The sequence below is a fragment of the Azospirillum lipoferum 4B genome (assembly GCF_000283655.1).
Lineage (GTDB): Bacteria > Pseudomonadota > Alphaproteobacteria > Azospirillales > Azospirillaceae > Azospirillum > Azospirillum lipoferum_C.
This window is the reverse complement of the sequence record NC_016587.1, coordinates 503054-519204: the sequence shown is the minus strand read 5'-3', so window position 1 is coordinate 519204 and position 16151 is coordinate 503054. Positions and strand designations below refer to the sequence as shown.

The 16151-nt window shown below is 70.2% G+C and carries 14 protein-coding genes; 8 read left to right on the top strand and 6 right to left on the bottom strand.

Features of this window, described 5'->3' with window-relative positions; all coding sequences use genetic code 11:
- Window positions 1-112: 112 nt before the first annotated feature.
- The 5 genes from AZOLI_RS26615 to AZOLI_RS26595 all read right to left on the bottom strand — a co-directional run bounded on the left by AZOLI_RS26615 (window position 113) and on the right by AZOLI_RS26595 (window position 3984).
- Window positions 113-586 (bottom strand): low molecular weight phosphatase family protein, encoded by a 474-nt coding sequence (locus tag AZOLI_RS26615; protein ID WP_014189756.1) that lies wholly within the window; start codon window positions 584-586, stop codon window positions 113-115.
- A 16-nt stretch (window positions 587-602) separates the two neighbouring features.
- Window positions 603-1088: a UPF0262 family protein gene (locus AZOLI_RS26610; protein WP_014189755.1), complete on the bottom strand. Its 486-nt coding sequence runs from the start codon at window positions 1086-1088 to the stop codon at window positions 603-605.
- 35 nt (window positions 1089-1123) lie between these two features.
- On the bottom strand, window positions 1124-2428 hold the full coding sequence (gene hisD, locus AZOLI_RS26605; RefSeq protein WP_014189754.1) for a histidinol dehydrogenase: 1305 nt from the start codon (window positions 2426-2428) through the stop codon (window positions 1124-1126).
- The gene (gene hisG, locus AZOLI_RS26600; RefSeq protein ID WP_014189753.1) at window positions 2412-3182 is read right to left on the bottom strand and encodes an ATP phosphoribosyltransferase; all 771 of its coding nucleotides are present in this window, start codon (window positions 3180-3182) and stop codon (window positions 2412-2414) included. The genes hisD and hisG overlap by 17 nt, the downstream gene beginning before the upstream one ends.
- 106 nt (window positions 3183-3288) lie before the next feature.
- Window positions 3289-3984, bottom strand: a complete 696-nt coding sequence (locus tag AZOLI_RS26595; RefSeq protein WP_244442656.1) for a glycoside hydrolase family 25 protein — start codon at window positions 3982-3984, stop codon at window positions 3289-3291.
- A 477-nt stretch (window positions 3985-4461) separates the two neighbouring features.
- Here AZOLI_RS26595 and AZOLI_RS26590 point away from each other — a divergent pair, with 477 nt between their 5' ends.
- The 4 genes from AZOLI_RS26590 (at window position 4462) to AZOLI_RS26575 (ending at window position 7387) form a co-directional block, all read left to right on the top strand.
- Window positions 4462-4659, top strand: coding sequence for a hypothetical protein (locus AZOLI_RS26590; protein WP_014189751.1), 198 nt, complete (start codon window positions 4462-4464; stop codon window positions 4657-4659).
- A gap of 196 nt (window positions 4660-4855) precedes the next feature.
- Window positions 4856-5908, top strand: a complete 1053-nt coding sequence (locus tag AZOLI_RS26585) for a methionine ABC transporter ATP-binding protein (protein ID WP_044553233.1) — start codon at window positions 4856-4858, stop codon at window positions 5906-5908.
- Entirely contained in the window at window positions 5886-6554 is a 669-nt protein-coding gene (locus AZOLI_RS26580) for a methionine ABC transporter permease (RefSeq protein WP_014189749.1), read from the top strand. Before AZOLI_RS26585 ends, AZOLI_RS26580 begins: the two co-directional genes overlap by 23 nt.
- 41 nt (window positions 6555-6595) lie before the next feature.
- Window positions 6596-7387, top strand: coding sequence for a MetQ/NlpA family ABC transporter substrate-binding protein (locus tag AZOLI_RS26575; protein ID WP_014189748.1), 792 nt, complete (start codon window positions 6596-6598; stop codon window positions 7385-7387).
- Here AZOLI_RS26575 and AZOLI_RS26570 read toward each other — a convergent pair.
- Window positions 7359-11195, bottom strand: a complete 3837-nt coding sequence (locus AZOLI_RS26570) for a tetratricopeptide repeat protein (RefSeq protein WP_014189747.1) — start codon at window positions 11193-11195, stop codon at window positions 7359-7361. The two genes, AZOLI_RS26575 and AZOLI_RS26570, sit on opposite strands and share 29 nt — an antisense overlap.
- Window positions 11196-11330: 135 nt before the next feature.
- On the opposite strand from AZOLI_RS26570, the gene AZOLI_RS26565 reads away from it, so the two are divergent.
- From AZOLI_RS26565 to AZOLI_RS26550, 4 genes are read left to right on the top strand one after another with little or no spacing between them, the layout of a single operon-like run.
- Entirely contained in the window at window positions 11331-11777 is a 447-nt protein-coding gene (locus tag AZOLI_RS26565) for a response regulator transcription factor (RefSeq protein WP_343206332.1), read from the top strand.
- Complete coding sequence (locus AZOLI_RS26560) at window positions 11774-12463, top strand: chemotaxis protein CheC (RefSeq protein ID WP_014189745.1); 690 nt, start codon at window positions 11774-11776, stop codon at window positions 12461-12463. The genes AZOLI_RS26565 and AZOLI_RS26560 overlap by 4 nt, the downstream gene beginning before the upstream one ends.
- Window positions 12464-12503: 40 nt before the next feature.
- Window positions 12504-14510, top strand: a complete 2007-nt coding sequence (locus AZOLI_RS26555; RefSeq protein WP_014189744.1) for a methyl-accepting chemotaxis protein — start codon at window positions 12504-12506, stop codon at window positions 14508-14510.
- Between the two features lie 5 nt (window positions 14511-14515).
- Window positions 14516-16147, top strand: a complete 1632-nt coding sequence (locus AZOLI_RS26550) for a chemotaxis protein CheW (RefSeq protein ID WP_244442655.1) — start codon at window positions 14516-14518, stop codon at window positions 16145-16147.
- The last annotated feature ends 4 nt before the right edge of the window (window positions 16148-16151 follow it).

The following is a 16151-nucleotide window of genomic DNA, read 5'->3' as shown; positions in this document are numbered from 1 at the left end:
TACCGGCGGCTTTTGATCCTGACCTGTCAGGATCAAAGGCTTCGGCGGCATGGGCCGCCGCCGTGCCGGTCGGCACGGATACCAGGGGTCATCGTCAATGACCGCTGGAAATTTACACCGTCGGCCCGCGGGTCAGCGTGAAGCGCTGCTTCACCTTGGCCAGCAGGCCGTCGCGGACCTGCCGGTAGGCTTCCAGCATGGCGTCGCGGGTGCCGTCGACCAGGGTGGGGTCGAAGGTGTTCCAGAACTCCACGTCGCAGGCCATGGTGCGCGTCATCTCGATGGCGCGGTGCTGGGCCTCCGGCGACAGCGAGACGATCAGGTCGAAATTGGTGTCCTCCAGATCCTCGAAGGTGCGGCAGCGGTGCTTGGAGATGTCGATGCCGATCTCCTCCATCACCGCGACGGCGAAGGGATCGACCTCGTCGCCCTCGCGGACGCCGACCGAATCCACATAGACGCGCGTGCCGTGGTAATGGCGCATCATCGCCGCCGCCATCGGCGAACGGATCATGTTGTAGGTGCAGGCGAACAGGACGCTCGTCACCGGCAGGGGGGTGAGGACCGGAATCGCCGCCATGGCCATGCGCCGCCCGTGCCCGTCAGCCGCGAATGTGCAGGACGCAGATCAGCGTGAACAGCCGGCGCGCGGTCTGCAGGTCCATCTCCACCTTGCCGGACAGCCGTTCGCGCAGCATCTCGGACCCCTCATTGTGCAGGCCGCGGCGGCCCATGTCGATGGCTTCGATCTGCGAGGGCGTCGACCGCTTGATGGCGGCGTAATAGCTCTCGCAGATCAGGAAGTAATCGCGGACGATCGACCGGAAGCCGGTGATCGGAAGCATCAGCCGGTCGAGTTCGCTGTTGTCCTCGCGCCGGATGTCGAAGACCAGGCGGTTGTCCTCGATGGACAGGTGCAGGTGGTACGGCCCATCCTCCGCGAACTCGCAGGGACAGAACTCGTTGTCCTCCAGCAGGTCGAAGATGGCGACGGCGCGCTCATGCTCCACCTCTGGCTTGTGGCGGACGACACTCCGCTCGTCGAGCGTCACATGGGTGATGCGCCGCTTGCTTTTCGCCGTCGTCACGCCCCGCCTCCCCCGCAATCCCGGATTTATCGCCTTTAGTCTTTGTAACCCGGCAGCCGCTGGGCGACCGAGCGCGCATGCGCCTCCAGCCCCTCGGCCATCGCCAGCGTCACCGCCGCCGGGCCGATGGCCCTGAGGCTGTCGGCGTCGCAGGCGACGAAGGTCGTCCGCTTCATGAAGTCCAGCACGTTGAGGCCGGAGGAGAAGCGGGCGCTGCGCGCCGTTGGCAGCACATGGTTCGGCCCGGCCACATAGTCGCCGATGGCCTCCGGCGTGTAGCGGCCGAGGAAGATGGCGCCGGCATTGCGGATCCTCGCCGCCAGCGCGTCCGGATCCTCCACCGCCAGTTCCAGATGCTCCGGCGCCAGCCGGTCTACCAGGGCCGGCGCGTCGGCCGTCAGGTCGCCGACCAGCACGATGGCGCCATGCTCGCGCCAGCTTTCGCCGGCGATCGCCGTGCGCGGCAGCGTCTCCAGATGCTTGTCGACCGCCGCCGCCACCGCATCGGCGAAGGCGGCGTCGTCGGTGATCAGGATCGACTGGGCCGAGGTGTCGTGTTCGGCCTGCGACAGCAGGTCCATGGCGATCCAGGCCGGATCGTTCCGGCCATCGGCCACCACCAGGATTTCCGACGGGCCGGCGATGCTGTCGATGCCGACCAGCCCGTAGACTTGCCGCTTGGCCGCGGCGACGAAGGCATTGCCGGGACCGACGATCTTGTCGACCGGCCGGATCGTCGCCGTGCCGTGGGCCAGAGCCGCAACCGCCTGCGCCCCACCGATGCGATAGATCTCGTCGATGCCGCAGCGCTTGGCGGCGGCCAGAACCAGCGGGTTGATCGCCCCGTCCGGTGTCGGCACCACCATGACGACACGCTCAACGCCGGCCACCTTGGCGGGCAGGGCGTTCATCAGCACCGAGGACGGATAGGACGCGGTGCCGCCCGGCACATAAAGGCCGACGGCGCCGACCGGTGTCCAGCGCGCACCCAGCCGCACTCCGGCGGCGTCGCGGTAGTCGGTGACCTCCGGAATCTGGCGGCGGTGGAACTCCTCGATCCGCGCGGCGGCGAGGTCCAGCGCCTCCAGCGTTTCGGCCGAGCATTTGGCCGTGGCGGCGTCGATCTCGTCCTGGCCGATGCGCAGGGTGTCGGCGGTCAGGGTCTGACGGTCCCAGCGGGCGGTGTAGTCGATGAGCGCCGCGTCGCCGCGCGTGCGCACCTGCTCGATCACGCCGGCGACCAGCGTCTGGACATCCTCGCTGGCCTCGCGCTTGGCATGCAGCAGCGCCTCGAACCCGGCGGCGAAGTCCGCGTTGCGAATATCAAGCCTGACGGGCATTCACCGCCTCCCGGAACTTGTCGATCCACTGAGAAATCTCGGCCGTCCGCGTCTTGAAGGCGGCGCGGTTGACGATCAGGCGCGAGGTGACGTCGGCGATATGCTCCACCTCCACCAGCCCGTTGGCCTTCAGCGTCGAGCCGGTGGAGACCAGATCGACGATGCGGCGGCACAGGCCCAGCGTCGGCGCCAGCTCCATCGCGCCGTTCAGCTTGACGCATTCGGCCTGGACGCCGCGGGCGGCGAAGTGGCGCTTCGTCACCTCCGGGTATTTGGTGGCGACGCGGACATGGCTCCAGCGCGACGGATCGTCGCCCTCCATCATCTCCACCGGCTCGGCGACCGACAGGCGGCAGGCGCCGATGCCGAGGTCGAGCGGCGCGTAGATCTCCGGATAGTCGAATTCCATCAGCACGTCGTTGCCCGCCACGCCCAGATGGGCGGCGCCGAAGGCGACGAAGGTCGCCACATCGAAGGAGCGGACACGGATGATGCTGAGATTCGGCACATTGGTGGCGAAGCGCAGAAGCCGGCTCTTGTCGTCGTCGAAGGCCGGCTCCGGATGGATGCCGGCATGGGACAGCAGCGGGCGCAGCTCCTTCAGGATGCGGCCCTTGGGCAGGGCCAGCACCAGCTGGTCGTCGACCGGTGCGGCCACCGTGGCGGCCGTCACCCCTTGGAGACTGGGATCGGCGGACAAAACACTCTCCTCGCTTCGCTCGCCGGGGCGGAATGGGGGCCCCGGATGAACCATCGAGGCGATAGATAGCACATTCCGCGCGCCCGTCACCTGTCCATGGCATCCAGCCATGGCGTCGTGGTGGTCCGGGGGACGGGCGGCGACGGCTTGAGCGATCCGGTTACGATGTCGGGGAGGTGAGGGGCCACTGCGCCTGCAGTTCGGCGGCGGTGCCGTTGAAGGTGTCGCGGTCGCAGTTTCCGATGCCGTTCACCGTGTGGGGCTCCGGTCCGCTCTGGCCGTCGGTGTATTGCCACAGGGTCCAGTTCGACCAGGCGGAGGGAAGGGCGCTCGGCTGGCTGGAGTAGCGCGCGAACCACAACGGGCAGGACGAAAGAACCGTCGATGTTACGCCCTGCAGATTTTCACGCAGAAGACTGCCGCCGTAAACGACAGGATATCGTCCGAGCTTCTGGTGAATCCGGGTGACGAAGTCTTCGAGCTGGGCGAGCGACATGGTGCCGGAGCTGCTTGATTCGTAATCGATGCAGATCAGGTCATTGGCGGATGGATCGGCATAGCCAAGGTAATTGTCAAGCTGGGACTGCACATCCGACGCCGTGGCGAAGTGATAGGATCCCCATAACAGACCAGCCGATTTCGCGGCGGTCCGACGGCTGGGATATTGCGGATCCTGGTAGGTGGACCCTTCCGTCGCCTTGTGAATGACGGCGACGATACCGTCGCTCTTGACGGTGGAGAAGCTGCTTACGCTGTTGTGATGGGAGACATCGACGACGCCGTTGAAACCCTGAACCGTCATTATCGCCTCCAATGAAATCAATCGCCGGTGATGGGCGATGGAGAAAACGATCAAGGTTGTAATCATATCGAGTCAATCGCGCATTAGGAAGCTATGCGCGTCCGCGCGCGGTCCACCCAAAACAACAAAATCGTCACGTTATATATAAAAAACCACACAAGTCGCGATATAGGCCTTGTTTAAATCAGACCGATAGGATAGAGATATCGGCATCGGACGCCCCGCCGGGGCATCCCGCGGCAATTTGACTTCTGCAGCTTGCGCCGCGTCACCAAACGCTAAAGCGCCACGATACCGGTCGTGGACCTCTTCAAGAAGGAGAGACCGGAATGACCTCGCGAGTTTCCGCTCCCCCATCCCTGCGTCGGACCGCCTTCCCGGCCTGCATGATGCGCCCGGGCCTGTGTTGCCGCTGATCCCGCGGCCCCTGGACACAGCGCCCATTCCGCACATCCGCCAGTCCTGAACGCAATTGCGCCGCGCCGCCCCGCAGCCGTCGAGGGCACGCCGCGCCAGGGGGAGTCCGTCGCCATGTCCCACGCCAACGCCTATGCCATCGAAGTACAGGGCCGGTCCGCCGGCATCGTCGTCGCCGAGCGCGGCGGCTTCACCTTCTTTGTGTCCGATTGGGCCTTCCGCGATCTCGACCGCCGTGTCTTCCGCAATGTCGGACAGGCGCAGCGCGCCGCTCACCAGCATCTGAACCGGCTGCCTGACCGCAGGCGCTGAGTTCAGCCTGCGCGGACCGCATGGAAGCCAGACCGGTGCGGCGGAACCATACCGCTGTATTGCGAGACCGAACTGCGGCACTTTGAGGCTCCGCGATTTCGACCATGACCACGATGCGCCGGACCCGGTCCTGTTCCTGCTCTTCCACTGAGCGGGGCGGGGCCGGGCAACTCCGCCAGCCAGACTTCGAAGAACGATGATAACGCTAACAAACATTCACAAGACCTACCCGGCCCGCGGCGGCGGCGCTTCGGTGCAGGCGCTCGCCGATGTCGACATCACGGTCGACCGCGGCGAGATCTTCGGCATCATCGGCCGGTCGGGTGCCGGCAAATCGACCCTGCTGCGCACCGTCAACCTGCTGGAAAGCCCGACGTCGGGCAGCGTCACGGTGGACGGGGTGGAGATGACCACCCTGTCGGCGGCGGAGCTGCGCCGGGCCCGTCATTCCATCGGCATGATCTTCCAGCACTTCAACCTGCTGTCCTCGCGCACCGTCTTCGACAATGTGGCGCTGCCGCTGGAGCTGGCCGGCATGGCCAGGGCGGAGATCGGCCGGACGGTGGAGCCGCTGCTCGACCTCGTCGGGCTGGCCGACAAGCGCGACCGCTATCCGGCGGAACTGTCGGGCGGGCAGAAGCAGCGCGTCGGCATCGCCCGCGCGCTGGCCAGCAAGCCGAAGGTGCTTTTGTCGGACGAGGCGACCTCCGCGCTCGACCCGGAGACGACGACGCAGATCCTGCATCTGCTGGGCGACATCAACCGGCGGCTCGGCCTGACCATCGTGCTGATCACCCACGAGATCGCCGTCATCAAGGAGATCTGCCACAAGGTGGCGGTGATGGAGGGCGGCCGGGTGATCGAACAGGGGCCGGTGTTCGACATCTTCGCCCATCCGAAGCACCCCACCACCCGCAGCTTCGTCGATCCCGTCATCAACCGCGGGATTCCCGACAGCCTGCGCGACCGGCTGGCGCCCCAGCCCGGCTTGGGGAGCAATCCGGTGCTGCGCATCACCTTCACCGGCGAGAAGGCGACCACCCCGGTCATCAGCGCCATCAGCCGCCGGCTGAACCTGGACCTGAACATCTGGCACGGCCAGATCGACGAGATCCAGGGCGCGCCCTTCGGCACGCTGGTGGTGGAGGCGCTGGGCGACGCGGCCAAGGTCGATGCCGCCATCGCACTGGTGAAAGAGAACAATCTGGGCGTCGAGGTGTTGGGCCATGCTCTCCCCGCAAATCATTGACCTGCTGATCAAGGGGCTGATCGACACGCTGCACATGGTGGCGGTGTCGGGCGCCATCGGGACGCTGATCGGGCTTCCCATCGGCGTGATGCTGGCCGTCACCGGGCGGGGCGAGCTGCTGCAGAATTTCGCCTTCAACAAGGTGATGGGGGCGGTGGTCAACATGACCCGCTCCACCCCCTTCATCATCCTGGTGGTGGCGATCATCCCCTTCACCCGGCTGATCGCCGGCACCTCCATCGGCACCAACGCCGCCATCGTGCCGCTGACCGTCGCCGCCGCCCCCTTCATCGCCCGCGTGGTGGAGAATGCGGTGCGCGAGGTCGACCGCGGACTGGTCGAGGCGGCGCAGGCGATGGGCGCCACGCCCTTCCAGATCATAACCAAGGTCCTGCTGCCGGAAGCCCTGCCGGGCATCGTCGCCGGCCTGACCCTGTCGGCGGTCAGCCTGATCGGCTATTCCGCCATGGTCGGTGCGGTCGGCGGCGGTGGCCTGGGCGACCTCGGCATCCGCTACGGCTATCAGCGCTTCCTGCCGGAGGTGATGCTGGCGGTGGTCATCGTGCTGATCGTGCTGGTGCAGATCGTCCAGTCGACGGGCGACCTGATTGCCCGCCGCGTCAACAAACGCAATCTGAAATCCTGACCCAAGAAATCCCGACTCTAAAACCCCGAGGAGTGTTCGAGATGCTGCGCTTCCGTTCGCTGGCTTCCCTGTTGGCCGGCGCCGCCACCATGGCCATCGCCTTCGGTGCTTCTGCCGAGACCATCAAGGTCGGCGTCACCGCCGGTCCGCATGCCCAGATCCTGGAAGCGGTGAAGCCCATCGCCGCCAAGGACGGGCTGGACATCCAGATCCTGGAATTCACCGACTACGTCATCCCGAACCAGGCGCTGGCCGGCGGCGATCTGGACGCCAACAGCTTCCAGCACCAGCCCTATCTGGACAATCAGGTGAAGGACCGCGGCTTCGATCTGGTCAGCGTCGGCAAGACGGTGGTCTATCCCATCGGCATCTATTCCAAGAAGGTGAAGAGCCTGGAGGAACTGCCGACCGGTGCCAAGTTCGCCATCCCCAACGACCCGACCAACGGCGGCCGCGTCCTTCTGCTGCTGCAGGCCAAGGGGCTGATCAAGCTGAAGGACGGCGGCAACCTCAAGGCCTCGCCCATCGACATCGTCGAGAACCCGAAGAAGCTGGAGATCGTCGAACTGGACGCCGCCCAGCTGCCGCGCTCGCTCGACGACGTGACCGCCGCCGCGATCAACACCAACTTCGCGCTGGAGGCCGGCATCGACCCGGTCAAGGACGCCATTGCCCGCGAGTCGGCCGACAGCCCCTATGCCAACGTCATCGCCGTCCGCAAGGCCGACAAGGACAAGCCCTGGGTCGCCAAGCTGGTGAAGTCCTACAACAGCCCCGAGGTGAAGGAGTTCATCCTCACCAAGTTCAAGAACGCCGTGGTTCCCGCGTTCTGAGACTGCTGAGGGCACGCCCGGCGGCGCCCAGCGCGTCGCCGAGCGTCTCGCCCGGTCGCGGCCCGAACAGACGCATGGACGGATACCAGGGCCGGCAAGCGGTGCCCAGCGCCGTCCAGTCCCCCGCCGGCCCGATCCGCCAGACCGGCACTCCCAGCGCGCCCGCCATCTCCGCCACCGACGTTCCGGCGGAGATCACGAGGTCCAGAGCCGCGGTCAGGGCGGCCGCCCCGTCCAGGTCGTTTTTCAGGTCGAGCGGCGGGCGGTGGATGGCGATGCCGAAGCGATTTTCGGCGTCGGCGAGTTCGGCATCGCAGTCGTCATATTGAAGGTTGATCAGGCGCAGGCCGGGCAGGGTGAGGATCGGCGCCCAGTCGATCAGCGGCGCGTAGTTGGCATCGCGCAAGGCGTTGCGCAGGCCGCTGCGCCAGCAGAGGCCGACGGTGAGGGCTGGGTTAAACCCTTGTAGCGGTTGCCCCCTCCCCATCCCTCCCCCGCTTCGCGGGAGAGGGGGCAGGATGCTTTCCGGGGTATTTTCTGCGGGACCTGATCGCGAAGCGGCGGCAGTCCCCTCTCCCGCCGAAGGCGGGGGAGGGTTAGGGAGAGGGCCGTCGCCACCGCCAAACTCCCCCAACCACCCCCGCCACCGCCCCACCGCCGCCTCGTCCGCGCGCAGCCAACCGTCCCGCGCCGGAAAGCCGCCCAACCCCCAGCCCAGCCGCAAGGGCAGCGACCCCGCCGGGACGTGGAAATCCGCGTCCACGGGATCCGCCGTCGCCGCGCGCACCAGCGCCTGCGGGAAGGAGCGCGCGAAGAGATCCACCAGCCGCGGCTCGCATTCCACGATCACCTTGCCGGCGCGCGCGATCAGGTCGGCGTAGCAGGCGCTGAACATCAGCTCGTCGCCCACCCCCTGCTCGCGCCAGACCAGCACCGTCTTTCCCGCCGGATTGCTGCCGTCCCAGGCGGGAATGCGGAAGCGGCGGTCGGGCAAGGCCTGTCCGGCAGCGAAGCGGGCCTCCAGCCCGGTCCAGCCGGCATCGAGTTCCCCCCGCGCCAGCGCCGCATAGCCGCGGTTGAAGGCGGCGAGCGTCAGGCTCGGGTCGTCCTCCACCGCCTGCCGATAGGCCGCGTCGGCATCCGCGGGATGTCCGGCGGCGTGCAGGGCGTTGCCCAGATTGTAGCGCCACTCCGCCCGTCGCGGCTCCAGCGCCAGCGCCCGGCCCCAGCCCTTCAGCGCGGCATCCAACCGGCTCTGGCGCTGGCGCAGGTCGGCCAGCCCGGCCCAGCCGGCCCCGGTGCCGGGCGCCAGCAGGATCGCCCGCCACCACGCCAGCCCCGCCGCGCCGCCGTCGCCCGCCCGTTCCAGCGCCAAAGCGAGGTTGCCGAGCGTGCCGGGATCGCCCGGACGGCCCTGGAGCGCCAGACGCAGATGCGCCACCGCCTCGGCCGGGCGGTCGAGCGCCAGCGCCGCCAGCCCGAGATTGCCGGTCGCCGACGGGTCGCCGGGCCGCAGGCGCAAGGCCCGCCCCGCCGCACGCTCCGCCTCGACGGCTTGCGCGGCGTCGCGCAGGGCGTCGGCCGACAGGGCGGTCCAGGCCTCCGCCAATGCGGGATCGAGGGCGAGCGCCCGCCGGAAGAATGGCACGCCGTCGCCGTCCATCGCCTGCCGGGCCAGCCCGGCATTGGCCCACAGCCCGGCATGGAAGGGGGCGAGGCGCCGCGCCGCGTCGGTCGCCTCCGCCGCGTCCCTGCCGGCGCCGCGGGTCAGGCGCAGGGCGCCGAGATTGCCGAGCGCCTCCACATCGTCGGGGGCGAGCGCGGCGGCGGCCTGCCAGTCGGCCTCGGCCTCGGCCATCGCCCCCATCTCCTGGTGGGCGAGGGCGCGGCGCTTGTGGCGGCCGGCGGTCGGCTCCACTGCGATGGCGCGGGTCAGCAGGGTGACGGCGATGTCGGGTCGGCCGGCCTGATGGCCGAGCAGGCCATAGCCTTCCAGCGCCGCCGGCACCTCGCCGCCCTGGTCGAGGATACGCCGATAGGCCTTCTCCGCCTCCGGCCAGCGGCCGGACTCGTGCAGGTCTTGCGCCTGTGCCAGCCAGTCGGCGATGGGCAGGGCGGGCAGCAGTCGGCGCAACTCCGCCGCCATATGCGCCAGCACATCCGCCAGCCTTTCGCCGGGCCGCGGGCGCCACAGCCGCATCGAGGGGAACCAGGGCCGCACCGCGCTGCCCAGCGCCGTCCAGTCGCCGGCCGGGCCGAAACGCCAGACCGGCACGCCGAGGGCGCCCGCCATCTCGCCCACCGAGCTCGCCACCGTCACCACGAGGTCGAGCCCGGCGATCAGCGCCGCCACCCCCTCCAGGTCGTTCTTCAGGTCGGTGTCCGGCCAGCGGTGGATGCGCAGGCCCAGACGCGCTTCGGTCGAGGCGATCTCCGCCTCGCGCCCGTCATATTGCAGGGTGACCGGGATCAGGCCGGGCAGGGTCAGCAGCGGCGCCCAGTCGGCGAGCGTCGTGTAGGACCCCTTGCGCTCCCCCAACATGTTCTGGCTGCCCCAGCAGATGCCGACGCGCAGGCCCGGCCCCAGCGCCGCCAACCGGTCCCGCCAGTCCGCCAGTCGGGCCGGGTCGGGCGCCAGCCAGGACAGCCGGTCGGGAAAGGCGGACAGCGTCGGCCGCAGCAGCCGCGGCAGCGACCCCATCGCCAGATGGGCGTCGGCATCGGTGGGATCGGCGGTCTGCGCCCGCACGGTCACACCGGGCAGGGCGCGGCCGACCAGCCCGGTCAGCCGGGCATCGACCTCCACCACCAGGTTTTCCGGCCCGATCCCGGCGGCGAGGTCGGGCAGGGCGGTGCCGAACATCAGCTCGTCGCCCAGCCCCTGTTCGCGCCAGACCAGCAGCCGCCCGCCCGCGCCACCGTCCATGGCACCGTTCCAGGGCGGCAGCGTGAAGCTGCGCCCGGCCGAGACGCGGCGGGAGGCGAAGCGCGCCTCATACTCGTCCCACCCCTCCGCCAGCCGTCCTTGCCCAAGCATCCGCAGGGCGAGGTTCCAGCGCGCCAGCGCGAAGCCGGGAGACAGGGCGAGCGCTTGGCCGTACAGCGCCTCCGCCTCTCCGCCGCGGCCCTGGGCCTCGCGCAGCAGGGCGAGATTCACCATGATCTCGGCATCGCCGGGGGTGAGGCGCAGCGCCTCCAGATGCGCGGCCTCGGCCTCTCCGGTTCGGCCGGTCTCCTTCAGCACGACGCCGAGATTGGTCAGGGCGGTGGCATGGCCGGGATCGAGCCGCAGGGCGTGGCGCAGCGCCGTTTCCGCCTCGCCATACTCGTCGCGCGCCCGCAGCAGCGTGCCGAGATTGGCCCAGGCCTCGGCATAGCCGGCGTCGAGGTCGAGCGCGCGGCGGTAATGGGCGGCGGCCTCTGCCAGCCGGTCCTGCTCCTGCAGCGCGCTGCCCAGGCTGTTGTGCGCCTGCGGATAGGCCTCGCGCAGGGCGAGCGCCCGGCGGTACTCCGCCTCCGCCTCGCCCAGCCGGCCCTGCGCATGGAGGGCGAGGCCGAGATTGGCGTGCTGCTCCGCCATCCGGGGCCGCCGCGCGATGGCCCGGCCGATCAGTTCGACCGCTTCGGCATCTTCCCTGCGCTGGTGGTGCAGCACGCCCAGCAGGTGCAGCGCATCGGGATTGCCCCGGTCGGCCGCCAGCATCGCGCGGTAGGCACGCTCGGCCCCATCCAGGTCGCCGGCGCGGTGGTGGGCCAGCGCCTCGCGTAGGAGGGCGGCCAGTTTGGCGGCGGCGGAGGATGGCGGCATGGAAGGGGGGCCGGATCGAAAGGAGGCGGTCCGTCTCGATAGCATGAGTCGGCCAGCCGCCGCGCCCGCAAAATCCCGACGCCATTTCCCCACCGCGATCAAGGGGACTGGCGTGACGACAACCATTCTGTATACTTGCGCACAATTCGGCTCTGCCGGTCGAGCTCTATCCAAAAGGCTTATATCTTGAGTAAGACTGCAATCATAGTCGATGACAGCAAGCTCTCGCGCATGCATGTGCGGGCAATGGTCTTGCGCAACAAGCCGGACTGGTCGGTCGTCGAGGCGGCGAACGGAGATGAACTCTTCAAGAGGCTTCAGGATACGCCTGTGGATGTTGCGATCATCGATTACAACATGCCCGGCGACAATGGCGTGGATACCGCGGCCAAGCTGCGCCAGAGCCACCCGGACGTCCATATCGCCATCATCACCGCAAATGCGCAGGACGCGGTGGTGTCCGGCATCCGGGCGGTCGGCGCCGCCTTCATGCCCAAGCCGCTGGAGGAGGAGCAGGTCGCCCGCTTCCTGAATTCCGCCGCCCTGCCGCCGCGCCGCGCCGCCCAGGCCGCGCCGGAGTGACCGCCACCCCGATGTTGAGCGAGCTGGAGCGCGACGCGCTGGCCGAACTGGGCAACATCGGGATCGGCAAGGCATCGACCGCGCTCGGCCGCATGCTGGGCGGTCTGGTGACTCTGTCGGTGCCGTCGGTGGAAATGGTGCCGCCGGACGAGGTGGCCGGGCTGCTGGACCGGGCGCTGGCGCCGCCGCTGGTGGGCGTGTCGGAAAGGCTGGGCGGCCTGTTCGCCGGCTACGCCCTGCTGGTGTTTCCCCAGGCCGGCAGCCTGCCGCTGGTGCGCGCGGCCCTGCCCCCGGACGTTCCGGCGGACGACGTTCCCGCGCTTGAGGACGAGGTCCTGGCGGAGCTGGGCAATGTCGTGCTGAACAGCGCGCTGGCGCTGGTCGCCAACCTGCTGGGCGAGCCGGTGGACACCGGCCTGCCCGTGGTGGTCCGCGGCAGCGGGGCGGAGGTCCTGCGCGGCTGCGCCGTGGTGGCGGATGCCGGAGGAACCGCGTCCGGGGGGGCTGCGGTGCTCTTCCACATCGATCTGCACACCAGCCTGCCGGGCGGCCATGGGGGCGTGGGCGGGGGCGGGGCCGCGGCCGGTGTCGGGGTCGCGGGCCGGGTGGTTCTGCTGCTCGATTCGGGCTCGGCGGGCAAGCTGCAGGCCACGCTCGGCCGCTACATCGGGCGGCTGGTGACTTGAGAGCATCAAGAAGAATCGGCTGGAAAGGCGGGGAAGGACCATGGCACTCATCAAGAAGACCAGGATGGACACGGCGCGCACGGCCCGGACCAAGGACGGCGGTACCGATGCCGGTCCGGATGGCGGTGCGGCCGGAGCCGCCGCCGAAGCGTCCGCGCCTGCCGTCCCGACCATGAAAACCGCTCCGTCGCCGGACGGTGCCGTGCCGAACACGCCGCAACGCCGCCGGGCGCGTGCCGACTCGCGCCGCCGGCAGGCCGCCAGCGGGATCGCCGCCGCCTCCACCGAGCTGGCGAGCGGCGTCACCGAGGCGGCCTCCGCCGCCGAGGAGCTGCGCCGGGCGATGGAACAGATCGCCGCCGGGGCCGAGGAATCGGCCGGCGCCACCCAGCAGTCGCAGCGCATGATCGGCCGCGCGTCGGACCTGCTGGCCCGCTCGCGCGCCACCGCCGAGCAGGCGGTGCTGCGGGTCGAGGCGCTGCAGGGAACGCTGAAGGACGTCAGCGGCCAGATCCTGTCCTCCATCGACGGCATCGTCCGCGCCGCCGAGCGGCAGGAGGCTTCGGTCCGGCTGGTGCGCGACCTGGAAGCCCAGGCGCGCGAGATCGGCGCCATCGTGCAGAGCGTCGCCGCCATCGCCGACCAGACCAACCTGCTGGCGCTGAACGCCGCCATCGAGGCGGCGCGGGCGGGGGAGGCCGGAAAGGGCTTCGCCGTCGTCGCCGACGAGGTGCAGGCGCTGGCCGAACGGTCCGAACGCAGCGCCAACGACATCCAGGCGATGGTCGGCGAAATCCAGGAGGCGGTGGCCGCCATCGCCGCCGGCATCGTCGCCTCCTCCGACGCCGCGAAGGCGGAGGTGGAGCGCGGGCGTACCATCGTGCAGCAGCTGGAAGGCGTGCGGTCGGACATGACCGCGCTGGTGCAGGGCGCGCAGGAGACGATCCGCGCCGCGGTGGAAGCCGACCAGGCGGCGCGCGAAGCCCGGCGCGGGGCGGAAACCATCGCCGCCAGCGCCGAGGAGCAGTCCGCCGCCGCCGAGGAGGCGCTGAAGACCGCAGGCGAGCAGGCCGTCGCCCTGAACCAGAGCCAGCGCGCCGCCGGCCAGCTGTCGGAACTGGCCGAGGATCTGGAGGGCACCGCCGATCTCGCCGCCACCGCCGACGAGCTTGCCTCGGCCGCGGAGGAGCTGTCCGCCGCCATCGAGGAGATCAACCGCGCCGCCGCCCAGATCATGACGGCGATCGGCCAGATCTCCGGCGGCGCCCAGTCGCAGAGCGCCGCCACCCACCAGCTTGCCTCCGCCATCGCGGAGATCGACGCGGCGGCGACGCTCGCCGCCAACCGGGCGCAGGATTCGGTCGAGCGCTGCGCCTCGATGGAAGCCCTGCTGGGCGAGACCCGCGACACCATCGGCCGGCTGGCCGACGGCATGCTGGAGGCCATCGACTCGTCCCGCCGGGCCGGCGAGCGGCTGGACGCGCTGGAGCGGATCGGCCGGCGCATCGACAAGGTGGTGGACGCCATCGCCACCGTCGCCATCCAGACCGGCATGCTGGCGGTCAGCGGTTCCATCGAGGCGGCGCGGGCGGGCGAGTTCGGCCGCGGCTTCACCGTGGTCAGCGGCGACATCCGCAAGCTGGCCGGCGACAGCGCCGAGAGCGCGGAGCGGGTCAAGGACATCGTCCGCGACATCCAGGACCAGATGCTGCGGGTGCGCCGCGACATCGACGACGTCTCGGCCACCGCGCTGGCGGAAACCGCGCGCCACCGTGCTTTCGGCGTCACCCTGACCGCCGGCGCGCAGGAGTTGCGGGTGGTCACCGCCGGCAGCCGCGAAATCCTGGACGCCGCCGCGGAGACCACCATCGCGCTGCGCGAGACCCGCACCGGCGTGGAACAGGTGGCAACCGCCGCCGCCGCCGCCAATCTTTCCGCGACCGAGGCGGCCAAGGCGGCCCGCGAACAGGCCAAGGGGGCGGAGGAGCTGGCGTCGGCAATCGAAGAGATCGCGGCGATGGCCGACAGCCTGCTCGGCGCGGTTTGACCGCCGTGGCGAGCAAGGGGGCGTCCGGAGGGGCAACCGACGGCGGCGGGGTGGGCAGCCTCGCCTTCGTGACCATGACGGTCGGCGACCTGCGCCTCGCCCTGCCGATGTCGTCCGTGCAGGCGGTGATCCGTCCGCCGGAGCTGGTGCGCATCCCGCTGGGCCCGCCGGGTCTGGAAGGGCTGGCGCATTGGCATGGCGATGCGGTGCCGGTGCTGGACCTCGCAACGGCGCTCGGCCGGGAGGGCGGGGCGCCCGCCACGCGCGAGACCCGCGTGGTGCTGGTCGAGCATCGCGGCCAGCCGGTCGGCCTGCGGGTGGACGCCATGGCCGGCATCCTGCGCAGCGACCCCGACCGCATCGACCCGGTGACCGCCGAGGATGGCGGGCTCGACCCCGCCATGCTGGACGGCCTGCTGCGCGACGGCCCGGCCACCATCCTGAAGCCGGACGTGCTGATCGACCGGCAGTTCGGCGATCCGGGCGAGAGCGACCGGACGGCGGGCGCGGGCGGGTCGGTCGGCAGCCTCGGGCAAGTCGCAGGCCCAGGCAATGACCTGAGTGCCGGCGCCAAGGCCGCGGGCGTGATCGACCGGCTGGCGCTGCTGGTCTTCGAGGTCGCCGGGCAGGAATTCGCCTTGCCGGTGGAGCGCGTGCGCGAAGTGCTGCCGGCCCCGCGCGAGGTCGCCCGCATGGCGCGGTCCAGGGCGCATCTGCTGGGGGTGATGTCGGTGCGCGACCGGCTGCTGCCGCTGGTGGGCCTGCGCGCGCTGTTCGGGCTGGACGGCGCTGGAGAGCAGGGGGCCGGGGAGCAGGCGGCCGGGGGACAAGCGCTCGGACGGCGGGTTGTGGTGGTGCGGCCCGGCCAGGGGCAGGCCCCGGTCGGCGTCCTGGTGGACGAGGTGCGGGAGATCCTGCGGCTCGACGCCGCGCAGATCGACCCGGTGCCGCCCTTTCTCGCCCGCGAAGCGGAATTCGAGGATTTGGACGGCATCGCACGGGCGGATGGCGGGCGGCGGCTGGTCTCCGTGCTGTCGGCCGGGCGGCTGTTCCGCCATGGCGCGGCGATCGGTGCCGGGACGGGTGTCGATGGGGGGAGCGACGGCATGGAACCGGCACGGCCTGCGGATGCGGGCGGCATGGCGGGCAGGGCGGAGCGTTTCGTCGTCTTCAGCCTCGCCGGGGCGGAATACGGCCTGCCGGTCGCCGCCGTGCGCGAGGTGCTGCGCCGGCCCGACAGCATCACGCCCCTGCCCAATGCCCCCGACTTCGTCAGCGGCGTGCTGACGCTGCGCGGCGAGGTGCTGCCGCTGATCGACCAGCGCCGGCTGCTGCATCTGCCGGCGGCGGGCGGCGGGGCCGCTCCCGGACTCGCGCGTGGCCGGGTGGTGGTGGTCGGCCATGACGGGGCGGATGCCGCGCGGGTCGGGCTGCTGGTCGACGGGCTGTCCGGGCTGGTGACGATCCCGGCGGAGCGGATCGGTCCGGCTCCGGCGGTGTCGGCGGCGCAGCGCCGGCTGATCCGCCGGGTCGCCACCCTGGAGACGGCTGGCGCCGCGCGCCTGATTCTGCTGATGGATGCGGAAAGCCTGCTCGACATGGACCGGCTGGCCGGCCTGCTCGTTACCCATCGGTGATGAC

Excerpts from the sequence above, each read along its gene's own strand:
- AZOLI_RS26580 (WP_014189749.1), top strand. The coding sequence starts at position 5,886 with ATGCTCTCCCCGCAAATCATTGACCTGCTGATCAAGGGGCTGATCGAC.
- hisD (WP_014189754.1), bottom strand. The coding sequence starts at position 2,428 with ATGCCCGTCAGGCTTGATATTCGCAACGCGGACTTCGCCGCCGGGTTC.
- AZOLI_RS26570 (WP_014189747.1), bottom strand. The coding sequence starts at position 11,195 with ATGCCGCCATCCTCCGCCGCCGCCAAACTGGCCGCCCTCCTACGCGAG.
- AZOLI_RS26555 (WP_014189744.1), top strand. The coding sequence starts at position 12,504 with ATGGCACTCATCAAGAAGACCAGGATGGACACGGCGCGCACGGCCCGG.
- hisG (WP_014189753.1), bottom strand. The coding sequence starts at position 3,182 with ATGGTTCATCCGGGGCCCCCATTCCGCCCCGGCGAGCGAAGCGAGGAG.
- AZOLI_RS26590 (WP_014189751.1), top strand. The coding sequence starts at position 4,462 with ATGTCCCACGCCAACGCCTATGCCATCGAAGTACAGGGCCGGTCCGCC.
- AZOLI_RS26615 (WP_014189756.1), bottom strand. The coding sequence starts at position 586 with ATGGCCATGGCGGCGATTCCGGTCCTCACCCCCCTGCCGGTGACGAGC.
- AZOLI_RS26575 (WP_014189748.1), top strand. The coding sequence starts at position 6,596 with ATGCTGCGCTTCCGTTCGCTGGCTTCCCTGTTGGCCGGCGCCGCCACC.
- AZOLI_RS26585 (WP_044553233.1), top strand. The coding sequence starts at position 4,856 with ATGATAACGCTAACAAACATTCACAAGACCTACCCGGCCCGCGGCGGC.